Raw genomic sequence first — 14373 nt, forward strand, 5'->3', positions numbered from 1 at the left:
GTTCCTCCCTATCGTTTCTTAAAACTGCTCGGGGCTTGATAGCCCGGGGCCAGATTGGCGTTCTCAACGCCGTACAGCGCCAGCGGATCGCTGAGCCATAAGCGGTACTGCTCTTCCTTGAGTCGGTGGTCTGGCGAACAGTCCACACTCCAGCGCATCAACATGTAGCCCGCGACGGCGGCGCGAACGCGCATCCGGATAGAGCCGTCGCTCATCCCGTAGTCCATCCTGATGATCTCGGGACGCTGAAGTCGCGGGTGCGGCACGAAGTCCAGCTCCACGATGCGTGTCCACTGGATGTCGCTCTCAGGCCGCTCGTTGAATGGCGGCTCCTCATCAAGCAAGGCGGGGGTTTCTATGCGTGTAAGAACGAAGTCGCGGAACTCGCCGCTCTTGCGATCAAACGCCCGGACGTGCCAACGCAGGCCGGTATCAACAAGCGCAAACGGCACGATGACCCGTTCGGACTCGCCGCTGCTCATCGAGTGGTAGCGGATGGAAACGGGCTGCTTGGCGTGGATCGCTCTACAGATCGGGGCCAGCACGTCCATACGCGGATTGCACAAGGTGGTGGGCGACTCGCAGGGCAACAGCGGCTGCTTTGCACCGTCCACCCCATCGCCGAAGCCCAGAGCCAGCGCCGACAGTACGCGCGTAGATGCGTGGTCGAACAGTGGGGAGAATGCCTGCCCAATGCGGTAGACCTTGTTACTGCCGTCAAAAGTGATGTTCTGCTGCGCGACCTCACGGTACAGAGCCAAGTCGCGGGTCGCACCGGCAGGAGCGACGCCGAAGCGTTCAATTAGGTCAGGACGGCCAAGCTCGCCGAAGAAGTAGAGCCGGAAGTCGATGTAAGCCAGCCGCTCGCGTTGCCCGTGGCTCAAGCTCTCGACGCGCTGGCCTATGCCGCGGATAGCATCAGTCATGAGCAAGACTCTCTTTCTATCTGACGGACCATTGATGGGCGCATATCGGCCTCAATATATCATCATTTTGATTACATAGATCGACTAATTTCGTTCCAGAGCGAGACCAGTGCCGACCGGTTCGCTCGCTGGAGCTGCCAACGCCCCTACATCAACGCCGCGACCTCTTCGACCAAGCCTTCCGGCAGGTCAGCAACGGTGACAGGCCAACGCAGGGCCTTGAGACGTTTGCGCAGAGTGTCATGTTGCACAAACCGGGCAAGCAAGGCCGCTTTCACGATCCGCCGGTACTCGCTGCCAGTCGGCTGACTTCGCCATGCCCGCGCCAAAGGCCACGGCCAATCTCGCGGATGCGCCGTCCGCCAGTACTGCCCATCCAGAACAAACGGGTACGCACTGGCGGGATGCAGCCAGCCGAACTCGTCGGCCGGGGAATTGACGACGACGTGAGGAACCTCCGCTCGCGCGTTCTCCGGTGAGAATTCAATGGCTCCGTCCAGGTCTGGCCGGTAACTGACGCTGCACCAACCCCGGTCCAGTGACCGAAGGCGCAAGAAGTAGTCCTTGCCAAGATAACTAAGGTCAGCCAGCAAAAACACGGACTCCGCCTTTCCGAGGCGGCTGAGGCCTGACCATTGGTCGGGAGTCAGTGAAAGTCGAGGCTCGCATGCGGCGAAGAACCCATCGACATCCTCGGACGGCACCACGTCGAACCGGTAGCCCAGCGTCAGTGGCACACCGCTGGACCGAACCCCAATGACCGTGCCAGTTTGGCAACTAGCAAACCGCAGGGGTGATCTGAACACCAGGGCAGAATCCTCGAAGTGGATCGCCATGGCGCCTGCCAGCAAGCTGTCGGCCACCATGCCAACCTTCTTGCCCGCTGCACGCCACGGCTGGATCAGGTCGATTCGCCTGATGGGCTGAATCAGCGACTGTTCCAGTAGCATGGGTTCACTCCGACGAGTCGTTGCCAGCGCCGCTCTCGGTCGCTGGCACTTCGGAGGTGCCGCCGCCCAAAGCGTCGGGGAACGTTGGCTCCGAAGCTGGCGACGCGTCGCCGCCTCCAGCCGCTGCAATCGGCGCCACCAGTGCCTTCTTCTTTGCGACCGATTTGGGCTTTCCCACCGACGCCTTGACCACTGCAGTTTTGGGAGGCTTGGCCTTTGCCTCAACAGCCGTCTTGGCGTCTGGGCTCGCCAACTCGACCGCTTCAGCCGCAGCCTTCTTGATGCCCTTCTTGGGCGAGCCTGCTTGCTCACCGATAAGCACCGGCACGAAGGTATCGAGCTTGATGCGATTCCAGTCCCGGCGCTCTTGCTGCTTTAGCCAAAAGCCGGGGTCCAGCACCCGCTCGTCACCATCCGGCAATCGCTCGAAGACCACCAAGTGCGAATTACCCGTGCTGGGCATCTTGCGCGTCTCCATGATCGCCAGCGATGGCATGGCAGCCAGACTCTTGAACGGCGCCTTCTTGCCATGGCCGATGCCGAAATGGGCCAGCATCTTGTACAGGTTTTCGTGGGTGGTCGTGTACGGCCCATCCTTTGGATAGCCCAGCTCCTTCACGGCGAACTTGCGCACGGTCTCCAGCGATTTGCCGGACACCATGGCAACACATGCCAGACCGCAGTCGGTCAGCGTCTCTTGCGTTACCAGCTTCACAGCCATTTCGTCTCTCCTTTGCTGAGTCGGTTCATCTCTCGTTCCTTTCGAGGGTTGGCACGGCCATGCAGCGGCGCACCAGTGCTGCCAGAGGCACGGGCTGTCATGTGTGCGTTGGGGGATTCGCGGCGGTGCCGCAGTGAGACACGAGCGGAGCGGTCAGTCTGATCGATGGCCGTTTCAGCTCGCGCTTTACCGTTTTAGCCGCCTGCGATCAGGTCTGGCAAGCGGCGTGTGACTTTGCCAGACACGAGTTCTAGATACCGGTCGCCACAAGCCCTAGCAAGGGTGCAGGCCACCAAACGTGCGATTTGCAGAGTCAAAAACTACGCGTTTGGAATTAACCGAAATCTACATTCATTCCATCGAAACAACGGAGCGATGAATGAAGCAGATTGAGATCAACAACGAGTTGCTGACCGAGGCCCAGGCCGCAGCCTACTTGGGGCTGAAGAACCCCAAAACGCTGGCGGTTTGGCGCTGTACCAAGCGATACCCGCTGACATTCGTGAAATACGGGCGCACGGTGCGCTACCGCCGCAAGGACCTGGACGCGTTCATCGAGTCGGGCGTCACGCGCATTCAAGCGCCGGAGGTCCGCAAATGACGCAGTAGACCTCGACCATTTTGCGCCGGGTCCTGGCGCGACCACACCGTGTAATACATGAATAGCTGTTCATATTGGTGATGCAGATATGCCATGTATGACTTGATAAGACATACCAGCTTATAGACCTACCACTACCAATATGGGTCTATGGCATGAAGGAAGTGAGATTGAGATGTTGACCCCAAAGAAAGTATTTGTAGACACCATCGTGACTCAGCTCTCGCTGCTGAGTTCAGGCGCTCTGACCGAAGCTAAGGAATCTCAAGTTGGCCCGCCCCGGGCCAAGCGTATCGTGGTTCCTGGCGATCACCATGAAAAGAACTTGCATGCCCTGCACTTTCCGAGCAAGGACATCTTGGTGCTGGAAGGCAGCGTCATTGGCTACTGCCAAGGCCACAACGTATTTGGATCTTGCGATGTACCAAGCCTGGTGCTGAATGCACATAAGGCGATGCATAAGCGCGGGGCCTTCGAGCTGTCCAGGGAGGACCAGCGACGAGTTGAGCGCGGCGAAAATGTGCAAATGAATCGCCTCGATGGCGGCGTAAATTTCGCTCTGCCGGATGGCGTTTCGCCGACTCGTGCGCTCATCGGATTGGCGCACGAGATGGTGGATAAAGGCATGAACACTGCGACCTATGGATACGGCGAAACGGTTTACCGCAACCAACACTCGCAAAGCTCCGCACTGAAGTTCTACGACAAGGCCAAGGAACTGACTGACAACAAAGGTCTTCCAAAGAATCTGCCGAACCGAGAGGCCATCATGGACTTCGCCAAGTCAGTCATCCGCTGCGAGGTTGTGCTGCGTCATCCCAAACTGAAAGCGGCGGAAATGACGACGCCGAAAGACTGTACGTTCGCGCTGCTGAAGTCTGAGTTGGAAAACGCAATCGGGCGCATGAATCTCAAACGGAGCGTTCGAGCAGGACTCACGGCACTCGACCTCCGCGACGTGAAGCAGATGTACCACACCACCTACCGCTGCTGGGAACATGGTGACGATTTGGAAACTTTACTGGAACCCAAGGCCTTCAAGCGTCAGGAAGCCTACTTCGCCGAGCATGGAATCAACCTCAGAGAGAAGCCCTCGATTGACGGCAAGGAGTATCTGTTGGGCGACATCTTCACGCTGGCCAATGCGGTGGAGCCGCCTCCCGAACTGTGGGGCGACGATGACGACGCGGAAGCCGTCGAATGCTGACCAGGCTGGTGATGCGTCTATCGCGATAGACGCATCACCGCCCTGAAGCCCGGTCAATCAGCCTTCATCGCGAAGGCCATGGCGACGATCTGCCGAAAGGCTTCGTCGCTTTCCTCGATGTACTTTTCACTGCGTGCCCGCCAATTCGGCACTATGGATGCTTCTGTAGCGTTCGCAACTAAGTTTTTTAGGTATTCACTATTCCTGGTGGATTCAGACGTAGTTTGTGACGAATCAGCACCGCTCCTTCGTCCGTCGTCATTGAGAAATCGTTTCGCAATGGCGTCACGATTCAGCCGCGGAGTCAGCGTTCCCTGCTCAATTCGGGCCTCGGCAAGCGCATCCCATACTCGCAACCAAAACGGGTGCATTTCAACGTGCTTAATGCGTGCCCTGCCTGCTTGTCCTGCTGCCCTCAAGCTGAAATCAGTTTGAGAGGGGTCTTCCCTCAGAGCCATTTTTCCTGATTTTGGTCGGACCGTCTTCGGCAATGGGTCGAGCGTTGCGTTTTGTCGCTTGGACGCAATATCCCGGGCGGCATTAAATATGCTCTGAATTGAATCCATTTGAAGTTCGAGCGAAGAATCCAGTCGCAATCGAACCAGGATTTCGTTTGCTCTCACGTGGGTGCTGACAATCTGAGGCCGATTTGCAGGAGCTTCGTTCGAGATGACAGAAGCCAAGTGAGACGACGGGCTAAACAACTCCAAAAGCCGCCGATTCTTTGACTCGTCGAAAGTTGAATTTGGACTGGGCAAAAATGCCAATCCCCAAAAATCCATCACCCAACGGTAGCGGTTCATCACAAACCAAGGCTGGCCAGCTGCCTCGTGCGCAGCGATGTAGGCGCCGAGAGTGGCGCAATCCTTGGTAGGGGCTGGCTCGCACTTGTGACCGACCAGCGGGTACTCTTGCCAACGTGGAAATCCGGGAAGAGGCCGGTCGTTTGAGTAGAAGCTGATCGAACTCTTTTTGTAGAAGCCCGGGGAGTTGATTCCAAGCCGGCCTAGCTTGTGGAGCTGACGCCGATACCTTGGCATCCGACGCAATAACTCCCAGGCCAGCCTAAGATAGTCTTCGCACTTGTACGAATCTAGTGGCTTTACCGCCGGGTAATTGCTGCTCCTGCGCCAATCAGCAGCTGGGGCAAACAATAGTTCCGTTTCTTCATCGCTGGCGTCAAAACGCAGCCACTTGGGGCGATCTGAGGGGCTTGAAGATGTGCGCGGCATCGGTCAATTGTCTTATGAATGGTAGGCCGTGTTGGACTTGAACCAACGACCAAAGGATTCAGGTTTGCATGAGTTTCCTCATTCCCTGGACTATCTCACCACCCTCGCCGCGGATTGCTCCGTGCGTTAGGGTGTCGGGCGCTCTCGGGGTGCTTATCGGATTGGCTCCTCACACCCTAGTCTCTGCACCTTCTCACCTACCGACCTTGCGGTCTGCCTTCAGTGAGCTTGGCTCAGGATTGCCGGGCCATTAACTGGCTGACGGTTTCCCTGAATTCACCCGATTTTTCCACTGCCGCTTTCACGGCAAGGTCACCATTTCGATGAGTCCTCTGCTCTAACCAACTGAGCTAACGGCCCATTCATAAAACAACTTCAACTCTCCGCGCTTTCAGCGACCCCAAAGGCCGCCGAAAAACGCCATTTCTCCTTCAGTAGCAAGAACGTAGCAAGCGCCTACCCGCCAACTTCCTCGGTAGCAATCCGGCGAAATCGCCAGACCGCTGTAAGTGCTTGATTTCAAAGCGTTGGAATCAAGCAACCAGTCCGAAAAATGTGACGGTTAATCGCATTGGCCTCTTGATTATGAGTCCACTGCTCTAACCAAGCATGAGCTAAGGCCCCGGAAACCGGGTGTGCTCGCCGCTACGCTTGCGGGCGACGAACTGTGCATTGTAGTGGCTTAGTTCCGATGGCTCAGCGCGTTGCTCACCAATTTCGACGTGATATCCACAATCTGGATCATCTTGTCATAGGGCATGCGCGTGGGACCGATCACGCCGAGGGTACCGACGATCTGGCCGTCAACCTCATATGGAGCACTCACGACCGAGAGTTCCTCGAACGGCACTACCTGGCTTTCGCCTCCGATGAAGATGCGCACGCCTTCGGCCTTGCTGGAGTTTTCGAGCAGGCGCAGGATCTGGGTCTTCTGCTCGAACAGGTCGAAGGCGCGGCGCAGATTGCCCATGTCGCTTGAGAAGTCGCTGACCGACAGCAGGTTGCGTTCGCCCGAGATGACGACGCTGTCTGCAGAGTCGGACATGGCCTCGGTGCCGACGTTCACTGCGGCCTGCATCAGCGCGCCGATCTCGCTTTGCAGCGCCTCGACCTCGGACTGCAGGCGCTCGCGGACCTGCTCCATCGCGAGGCCGGAGTAGTTGGCGTTGAGGAAATTCGCGGCCTCGATGAGCTGGGACTGGGAGTAGTCAGCCTGGGTGAAGATCACGCGGTTCTGCACGTCGCCGTCGGGCGAGACGATGATCACCAGCAGACGCTTTTCCGACAGACGCAGGAATTCGAGGTGCCGGAAGACGGACGGCCTGCGCGGCGACATGACGACGCCGACGAACTGCGAGAGATTCGAGAGCAGGTTGGCCGCGTTGGCGATGACCTTCTGGGGCTGCTCGGGCATCAGCTGGACCGTTGGCAACTCATCGCGCTGGACGGTGAGCATGGTGTCCACGAACAGGCGGTAGCCACGTGCCGTGGGAATGCGCCCGGCAGATGTGTGCGGGCTCACGATCAGGCCCAACTCTTCCAGGTCCGCCATGACATTGCGGATGGTGGCAGGCGAGAGCTCAAGCCCCGAGGCGCGCGAAAGCGTTCGGGAGCCCACGGGCTGCCCGTCGGCGATATAGCGCTCGACAAGCGCTTTCAACAGTAACTTCGCACGATCATCAAGCATTGGGGCATTCTAAGGTGCAGACCCGCACTGCGTGCGGCGCGGCCTGCGCCCGCCCTGTCTGCAACGCAGGGGTTAACCCTTGAGCCGCATGCCGACTCTCCGTGCTTGTTCGCTGGCGAGGTCGGCGGACATGATATACAAGCATCTGAAGCCTTCCCGGTGTGACGATAGGCCCGATTTTTTGCGTGCGCGCCTTCGCGACATGCGCCTTCGAGTCAATAAAGTCACATCACTTCATGATGTAATTTCCGAATGAATCTCACCTTTCGCAAAGTAGCCCTCATTGGTAAATACCAGCGTCTGGCATCCGATGCAGCCGCGCTGGAGAAGTCGCGGCTGGCGCTGGAGGACATTGGTCGCTTCCTGGTCGAACAAGGCTGCGAAGTGCTGTTGGAGGACGAGAGCTTTGCCAACACGGGCCTCACCGGCTACGAGGTGGCGACCACCGAGGAAATCGGTATGCACGCCGAACTCGCGCTGGTCGTGGGCGGCGATGGCACGATGCTGGGCGTGGGCCGCGAGCTGGCGCGCTACCAGACGCCTCTGGTCGGCATCAACGGGGGGCGTCTCGGCTTCGTGACCGACATTGCGCTGGAGGATTACCGCAGCGCGCTCGCACCGATTTTGCATGGCGACTACGAGGAAGACGAACGCCCGATGATGCGTGCGCGCCATTTCCGAGGTACCGAATGCCTGTTCGAGGCGCTTGCGCTCAACGATGTGGTTGTCAATCGCGGCTCGACCTCGGGCATGGTGGAGCTGCGCGTGGAGGTGGGCGGAGTGTTCGTGTCCAACCAGCGCGCCGATGGCCTGATCGTGGCCTCGCCTACGGGCTCGACGGCCTATGCACTGTCGGCTGGCGGGCCGATGCTGCACCCGTCTCTGCGTGGCTGGGTGATGGTGCCTATTGCGCCGCACACGTTATCCAACCGCCCCATCGTGCTGTCGGACTCCGAGGAGATTGCCATCGAAGTAGTGGGCGGGCGCGACATCTCGGCGAATTTCGACATGCAGTCCATCGCCACGCTGCTGCACGGCGATCGCATTCTCGTCACCCGCGCCGAGCATTCCGTGCGCTTTCTGCATCCGCGCGGCTGGAGCTATTTCGCGACGCTGCGCAAGAAACTGCGCTGGAACGAGGGAGGCTCCTGAGATGGCTTTGAAGCGCATTGCGCTGCGCGATTTTGTGATCGTGCAATCACTGGATCTGGATCTGCAGACCGGCTTCACCGCCCTCACCGGCGAGACCGGCGCGGGCAAGTCGATTCTGATCGACGCGCTGCAGCTGTTGCTCGGCGCGCGTGCCGAGACCGGTGTGATCCGCGAGGGCACGGAGCGCGCGGACCTCTGCGCTGAGTTCGACCCGCCAGCGCAGTTGTCCGATTGGTTTGACGAGGCGGGCATCGAGCAGGACGAACTGCTGCTGGTCCGCCGAACTATCGACACGCAGGGCAAGAGTCGCGCGTGGATCAACGGCACGCCGGTCACTGCCACGCAGTTGCGCGTGCTCGGCGAACATCTGCTCGACATCCACGGCCAGCACGCTTGGCAGAGCCTCACACGGCACGACAGCGTGCGCGCCCTGCTTGACGCCTATGCGGGCGTGCAGACCCAGGCGCTCAACGCGCTGTGGACCGACTGGCGCGACAAGCTCAAGACGCTGGAGCACGCGCGCGCCGCGCAGGACACGCTGCAGCAGGAACGCGAGCGCCTGCAGTGGCAGATCGGCGAGCTGAAAAAACTCTCGCCGCGCGCCGAAGAATGGGACGAACTCAATACCCAGCACGCCAAGCTGTCGAACGCGCAATCGCTGCTCGACAATGCACAGGAGGCGCTGCGTGCGCTCGAGGATGAGAACGAGGACAACGGCGCGCTCGCGCGTCTGTCGCAGGCGCAGAACCTGCTGCAGAGCTACGAGCATGTGGATGATTCCTTCCGCTCGATGAACGAGGTGCTCTCGGCCAGCCTCGCGCAGGCCGAGGACGTGGTGCGTTCGCTGCAGGGCTTTCTGCGCCACACCGAACTGGAGCCGCAGCGCCTAGCGGAACTTGATGCGCGACTGTCGCAGTGGATCTCGCTGGCGCGGCGCTACAAGCGCCAGCCCGAGGATCTGCCCGCACTCTGGGAAGGCTGGAAGACGGAACTCAAGGCGCTCGACACCGCCGCCGATCTGGATACGCTCGCCAAAGAGGAGGCCGCGAGCCGCGCAGCCTACGACAAGGCGGCGCGCGCGCTATCTCAAAAGCGAGCCAAGGCCTCGCCGCAGCTCGCAGCAGCTGTCACACAAGCCATGCAGAATCTGGGCATGGCCGGTGGCCGCTTCGTCGTGGAGATCGACACTGCCGCCGAGCCCGGCCCGCTGGGCACGGACCACGTGAGCTTCCTCGTCAGCAGCCATCCCGGCATGACACCCAAGCCCATCGGCAAGGTCGCGTCGGGCGGCGAGCTGTCGCGCATTTCGCTGGCGATTTCGGTGACGACCAGCGAGCTGGGCGAAGCGCCCACACTGATCTTCGACGAGGTCGATTCGGGCGTGGGCGGCGCGGTGGCAGAGACCGTCGGGCGGCTGATGCAGCAGCTCGGCAAGGCGCGGCAGGTGCTGACCGTCACGCACTTGCCGCAGGTTGCTGCCTGTGCCGATCACCATCTGGTGGTGGCCAAGCACAAGAGCGCACAGGGTACGAGCAGCTCGGTCAAACCGGCCGACGGTGACGCCCGCGTGCAGGAGATCGCGCGCATGCTGGGCGGCGAGAAGCTGTCAGCCACCACGCTGGCGCACGCTCGGGAAATGTTGGAATCGCCGCAAGCCGTTAATTGACGGATTGCGACCGGAAATCGAGGTAGTGGGAAAGTAGTTGGATATGGCGCTCGAAGTTGTGCTGATCACCGGCATGTCCGGTTCAGGAAAATCGGTGGCCCTGCATGCGCTGGAGGATGCAGGCTTTTACTGCGTGGACAATCTGCCGCCGGAATTGCTCTCGGCGTTCATCGCGCTTGAGCACGTGAATCATGGCAACCGTCTGGCCATCGCCATCGATGTGCGCAGCGCTACGGCCCTGCCGCTCGTTCCGCTGCAACTTGAGCGCATTCGCGACGAAGGCATTCGCGTGCAATGCCTGTTTCTCGACGCCTCGACCGAGACACTGGTGCGTCGCTTCTCGGAAACGCGCCGCCGCCACCCACTGTCGAAAGACGAGCTGCGCGACGGACAAAGCGCGCTGCTGCAGACCATTGAACTTGAGCGCGAACTGCTTGCCGATCTGCGCGAACAATCGCATGTGATCGACACCAGCGCGATCCGCGCATCGCAGCTGCAGGGCTATGTCAAAAGCCTGATGGCGGTACCGCCCAGCCGCATGATTCTGGTGTTCCAGTCCTTCGCGTTCAAGCGCGGCGTGCCGGTCGATGCGGACTATGTCTTTGACGTGCGCATGCTGCCCAATCCACACTACGAACCCGCGTTGCGCGAGCTGACCGGCAAGGATGCACCGGTCGCGGAGTTTCTGGAGCAGCAACCCGCCGTCAACCAGATGGAGCAGCAGATCTCGCAGTTTCTGGAGAGCTGGCTGGACGCACTCGCCGAAAACCACCGCAGCTATGTGACCGTGGCCATCGGCTGCACGGGCGGGCAGCACCGCTCGGTCTATCTGGTGGAACGGCTGGCAAAGCACTTCAGCCCGAAGTGGAACACGCTGCGCCGCCATCGCGAAATGGACGCCCGTGCGAGCGGCCATTGACCCACTTGCAAAGATTGTTCAGAGCTTTTCGAGCAGCTTGCGCACCGGCGCAGGAAGGCCCAGCGCGGTCCATTCGGCGGGCGTGAAATAGCCCGCTCCATCGGCCTCGTTGATCTTGGTTTTGCGCACGGAAGCAGACATCACGACCGGATGCAGATACAGATCGCGGTGCGTGAGCACATGGGTCACCACGGGCAAGTCTTCGAGCGGCGCGTGATTGCCCGTGGAATGCTCCAGCAACGCCCGCTCCTCGAACACCGGCGGGCAATACAGTCCCGCCCAGATGCCGGTCTGCGGACGACGCTCGAGCCACAGGCGACCACCCTCGTCACGCTCAAGCAGCAGCCACCAGGAATGCGAGCTGCGTTTGAGCTTGCGCGTGCGAACCGGGTATTCCTCGGGATCGTCGTCTTTGTGCGCGGCGCATACCGATTCGAGCGGGCACAGCATGCAGGCCGGTGACTTGGGCGTGCAGATGCCCGCGCCCAAGTCCATCATGCCCTGCGTGTAGCGCGGCATAGTGTGGTGCAGATCTTCGTTCGGCAGCAGTTGATCGGCCAGTGCCCAGAGCTTGCGCTCGTTGGCGGCCACGGCCAGGTCCTCATCGAAGCCCAGCACCCGCGTGAGCACGCGGCGCACGTTGGCATCGAGAATCGCCGAGCGCTCGCCAAAGCAGAACGATGCAATCGCCCCTGCGGTCGAACGACCGATGCCCGGCAGCGACGAAAGCAGCTCCACCGTATGTGGAAATTCACCGCCGAATTCGCTCACCACCTGCTGCGCCGCCTTGTGCAGATTGCGCGCGCGGCTGTAGTAGCCAAGGCCGCTCCAGAGTGCAAGCACCTCGTCCTGAGGTGCGGCGGCCAGCGCCTTCACATCGGGAAAGCGGGCGAGAAAACGGGCGTAGTAATCGAGAACCGTGGTGACCTGCGTCTGCTGCAGCATGATCTCGGAGAGCCACACGCGATAGGCATCCCGCGTGTTCTGCCACGGCAGATGGTTGCGACCATGCTCTTTTTGCCAACGCACGACGCGCGTGGCGATCTCCGGAATCCCAATTGTCATCGGCGAATTATTACTGAACTCAGGTAGACATATAGCTTCGAGACTCCTGCAGCCCATGAAACTGGCGCGGCCTAAGCGAGGGCAGTCGAGCAAAGGCCGCGTCCCAAGGGGACGGCACGAAGCGACTCAGAGGGTGCACCTATCAATCAAAAAGCAGGTCAACCTCGTCGTGCTGCAACATGCGCTCCTGCGGTGCCAGCGGTGTGTGCACGAGGCGATCCGTCAGGCTGTTCAGGCGCTGCTCCAACTCCTTGAGGTGCGCTTCGGCCGATTCGATTTCCGCGATGCGCTCAGCGAGACCGTTCGCCGCAGTCTGGATGCGGTCAACCGCCTCGATGCGGCGTGCAAAACTGCGTTTGCGCTCACGCAGCTGGGCATCAAGCTGCGCTGTGGCAGACTTGCTCCAGAGTTCCAACTCGTTGGAAGCCGAATCGAGCACCGCACGCAGACGCAGCGTGAGACCACGCTGTAGACGCTGCGAGAACTCCGGCTGGGCCAGTCGCAGGGCATTGCCCATGCCGATGTATTGCTCATGGCGACGCTCGATCTCGATGACGTCCGCAATGTACGACTCGAACTGCGGCGCAGCGGGCGCCTGCAGCGAAAAGCCGAATTCCGCATTGAGCTGACGGAACGTACCGCTCAGCATGTCTCGGATCTCGAGGCCCGAGGCCTGAGAGCCTTGCATCAGTCCACGAACGCGCTCCAGCGTTTCGGCGTACACCTTGCGAAGGCCAAGCTTGAACATGCCGCCCTGCAGCGTTTCGGCGAGCGGCGCCATTTCGGCCTTGAGCGCACGCGAGCCCATCTTGTGGAAGACCTCGCGCATCATCTTCAGATGCACGGCACGCAGCGCCTGCACCTTGGCGGCGCTGGAGTCGAACTCGCGCTGCTCCAGCTCGATGCGACCTCGCATCGCCTGGATCACCGTCGCGTTCTTGCCACGCAGACTGTTGAGCTCGGACATCTGGTCATCGAGGTCGCGGCGGCGGATGTTGAGCACGCGCGTAGTCTCGGCCTGCAGGCCGTTCACGCCATTGGCGACGACGCCGCGCAGAATGGACTGGCGGCGGCCAAGGATACCCTCGCCGAGCGCTTCTTCAAGATGCGGCAGACCGCTGGCCTCGAGCAGCACATCGTCCGCATTGATCTTGGCGACCAACCCCTTCTGCGCCGACACCGGTACCACCTGGCTCAGCGAAACGCCCAGAATGTCCGCTGAGTTGCGGCATTGCTGATCGAGCTGGTCCTGCACCTGAGTGGGAGTGTTCAGCGAATCCCACAGCGTATCGATCTTGTTGAGAACGACGATGCGTGTCTCGTTGTTCTCGGCCGATGCGCCCAGATGCTCGCGCCAAATCGACAGATCCGAGCGCGTCACGCCCGTGTCCGCACCCAGAATGAAGACCACGGCATGCGCCTGTGGAATCAAGTTGATGGTCAGTTCCGGCTCGGCGCCGACGGCGTTCAGGCCAGGCGTATCCAGAATCACCAGCCCCTGCTGGAGCAGCGGATGCGGCACATTGATGAGCGCATGGCGCCACATCGGGACCTCGACCATGCCCTTGGAATCGGCCAATGGATTGTCGTCGGGCGATTCGTCATGCCAGAAGCCCAGCGCGCGGGCCTCGTCAATCGTCACAGTGCGCACTTCGGAGACCTTGGCTAGCGATCTCGCCATCTGATCGGCATCATCGATCTCAAGCGGGATTTCGGTCCACTGATGTTGCTTGAGGCGCCACTCGGCCAACCCCTGCGGCTGCAGTCGCGTCTCGATGGGCAGCAGACGCAGGCTCGCGGCCGTGTCCACCTCGTAGGACAACTCGGTCGGGCACATGGTCGTACGCCCAGCGCTGGCGGGCATGATCCGGCGACCATAGTCGGCAAAGAAAATCGCGTTGATCAACTCGGACTTGCCGCGCGAGAACTCGGCCACGAACGCAACCATCACTTTGTCGCTGCGCACCTGCTCTTCAAGGCGCTGCAGTCGCTCCTCGATGGAAGCGTCCATCAGGTCATGCGCGTTCATCCATTCTGCCAACTGCTTGAGCTGCTGGGCGAATGCGCGCTTCCACACGCCGTGCTGGTCAAACTGTTCGTTGAATGAGGGTCCCACGATGATTCTGCTTTATTGTTATATCGTATCAACCATTGAATGGTGATTGATATGAAAGTTGCCTATATAACGCAATATAGCATCGCAACATGGGAAAGCGCCAAAGCATTTGCGGTCTAACGACTCGACTT

The 14373-nt window shown here is 60.4% G+C and carries 12 protein-coding genes; 5 read left to right on the forward strand and 7 right to left on the reverse strand.

Annotated elements, in window-relative coordinates:
- Nucleotides 1-8: 8 nt before the first annotated feature.
- From G7047_RS16715 to G7047_RS16725, 3 genes are all read right to left on the reverse strand, one after another.
- Nucleotides 9-926, reverse strand: coding sequence for a WYL domain-containing protein (locus tag G7047_RS16715; protein WP_166307765.1), 918 nt, complete (start codon nt 924-926; stop codon nt 9-11).
- 146 nt (nt 927-1072) lie between these two features.
- On the reverse strand, nt 1073-1876 hold the full coding sequence (locus tag G7047_RS16720) for a hypothetical protein (protein ID WP_166307768.1): 804 nt from the start codon (nt 1874-1876) through the stop codon (nt 1073-1075).
- Nucleotides 1877-1880: 4 nt separating this feature from the next.
- Nucleotides 1881-2597, reverse strand: coding sequence for a hypothetical protein (locus tag G7047_RS16725; protein ID WP_166307771.1), 717 nt, complete (start codon nt 2595-2597; stop codon nt 1881-1883).
- Nucleotides 2598-2976: 379 nt separating this feature from the next.
- Here G7047_RS16725 and G7047_RS16730 point away from each other — a divergent pair, with 379 nt between their 5' ends.
- Both G7047_RS16730 and G7047_RS16735 read left to right on the forward strand, forming a co-directional pair.
- Nucleotides 2977-3198: a helix-turn-helix domain-containing protein gene (locus G7047_RS16730; RefSeq protein WP_166307774.1), complete on the forward strand. Its 222-nt coding sequence runs from the start codon at nt 2977-2979 to the stop codon at nt 3196-3198.
- A gap of 175 nt (nt 3199-3373) precedes the next feature.
- Nucleotides 3374-4405, forward strand: a complete 1032-nt coding sequence (locus G7047_RS16735) for a phage/plasmid replication protein, II/X family (protein ID WP_166307777.1) — start codon at nt 3374-3376, stop codon at nt 4403-4405.
- 53 nt (nt 4406-4458) lie between these two features.
- Here G7047_RS16735 and G7047_RS16740 read toward each other — a convergent pair whose 3' ends face one another.
- Together G7047_RS16740 and hrcA are read right to left on the reverse strand one after the other, a co-directional pair.
- Nucleotides 4459-5637 (reverse strand): hypothetical protein, encoded by a 1179-nt coding sequence (locus tag G7047_RS16740; protein ID WP_166307780.1) that lies wholly within the window; start codon nt 5635-5637, stop codon nt 4459-4461.
- Nucleotides 5638-6319: 682 nt separating this feature from the next.
- Nucleotides 6320-7324, reverse strand: coding sequence for a heat-inducible transcriptional repressor HrcA (hrcA, locus tag G7047_RS16745; protein WP_166307783.1), 1005 nt, complete (start codon nt 7322-7324; stop codon nt 6320-6322).
- Nucleotides 7325-7576: 252 nt separating this feature from the next.
- Here hrcA and G7047_RS16750 point away from each other — a divergent pair, with 252 nt between their 5' ends.
- Genes G7047_RS16750 through rapZ form a run of 3 tightly spaced genes read left to right on the forward strand, consistent with a single transcriptional unit; the run spans nt 7577 to nt 11061 of the window.
- Complete coding sequence (locus tag G7047_RS16750; protein ID WP_166307786.1) at nt 7577-8476, forward strand: NAD kinase; 900 nt, start codon at nt 7577-7579, stop codon at nt 8474-8476.
- Between the two features lies 1 nt (nt 8477).
- Complete coding sequence (recN, locus tag G7047_RS16755; RefSeq protein WP_166307789.1) at nt 8478-10142, forward strand: DNA repair protein RecN; 1665 nt, start codon at nt 8478-8480, stop codon at nt 10140-10142.
- Between the two features lie 43 nt (nt 10143-10185).
- Nucleotides 10186-11061: an RNase adapter RapZ gene (rapZ, locus tag G7047_RS16760; protein ID WP_166307792.1), complete on the forward strand. Its 876-nt coding sequence runs from the start codon at nt 10186-10188 to the stop codon at nt 11059-11061.
- Nucleotides 11062-11079: 18 nt separating this feature from the next.
- On the opposite strand, the gene mutY is transcribed toward rapZ, so the two are convergent.
- Nucleotides 11080-12126 (reverse strand): A/G-specific adenine glycosylase, encoded by a 1047-nt coding sequence (gene mutY / locus G7047_RS16765; RefSeq protein WP_371813799.1) that lies wholly within the window; start codon nt 12124-12126, stop codon nt 11080-11082.
- Nucleotides 12127-12268: 142 nt separating this feature from the next.
- Complete coding sequence (locus tag G7047_RS16770; RefSeq protein WP_166307795.1) at nt 12269-14242, reverse strand: dynamin family protein; 1974 nt, start codon at nt 14240-14242, stop codon at nt 12269-12271.
- Between the last annotated feature and the right edge of the window lie 131 nt (nt 14243-14373).

The organism is Diaphorobacter sp. HDW4A (assembly GCF_011305995.1).
Classification (GTDB): domain Bacteria; phylum Pseudomonadota; class Gammaproteobacteria; order Burkholderiales; family Burkholderiaceae_C; genus Diaphorobacter_A.

Bases quoted from the DNA above. Each gene is read 5' to 3' on its own strand.
- G7047_RS16715 (WP_166307765.1), bottom strand. From the start codon at position 926: ATGACTGATGCTATCCGCGGCATAGGCCAGCGCGTCGAGAGCTTGAGC.
- G7047_RS16720 (WP_166307768.1), bottom strand. From the start codon at position 1,876: ATGCTACTGGAACAGTCGCTGATTCAGCCCATCAGGCGAATCGACCTG.
- G7047_RS16725 (WP_166307771.1), bottom strand. From the start codon at position 2,597: ATGGCTGTGAAGCTGGTAACGCAAGAGACGCTGACCGACTGCGGTCTG.
- G7047_RS16730 (WP_166307774.1), top strand. From the start codon at position 2,977: ATGAAGCAGATTGAGATCAACAACGAGTTGCTGACCGAGGCCCAGGCC.
- G7047_RS16735 (WP_166307777.1), top strand. From the start codon at position 3,374: ATGTTGACCCCAAAGAAAGTATTTGTAGACACCATCGTGACTCAGCTC.
- G7047_RS16740 (WP_166307780.1), bottom strand. From the start codon at position 5,637: ATGCCGCGCACATCTTCAAGCCCCTCAGATCGCCCCAAGTGGCTGCGT.
- hrcA (WP_166307783.1), bottom strand. From the start codon at position 7,324: ATGCTTGATGATCGTGCGAAGTTACTGTTGAAAGCGCTTGTCGAGCGC.
- G7047_RS16750 (WP_166307786.1), top strand. From the start codon at position 7,577: ATGAATCTCACCTTTCGCAAAGTAGCCCTCATTGGTAAATACCAGCGT.
- recN (WP_166307789.1), top strand. From the start codon at position 8,478: ATGGCTTTGAAGCGCATTGCGCTGCGCGATTTTGTGATCGTGCAATCA.
- rapZ (WP_166307792.1), top strand. From the start codon at position 10,186: ATGGCGCTCGAAGTTGTGCTGATCACCGGCATGTCCGGTTCAGGAAAA.
- mutY (WP_371813799.1), bottom strand. From the start codon at position 12,126: ATGACAATTGGGATTCCGGAGATCGCCACGCGCGTCGTGCGTTGGCAA.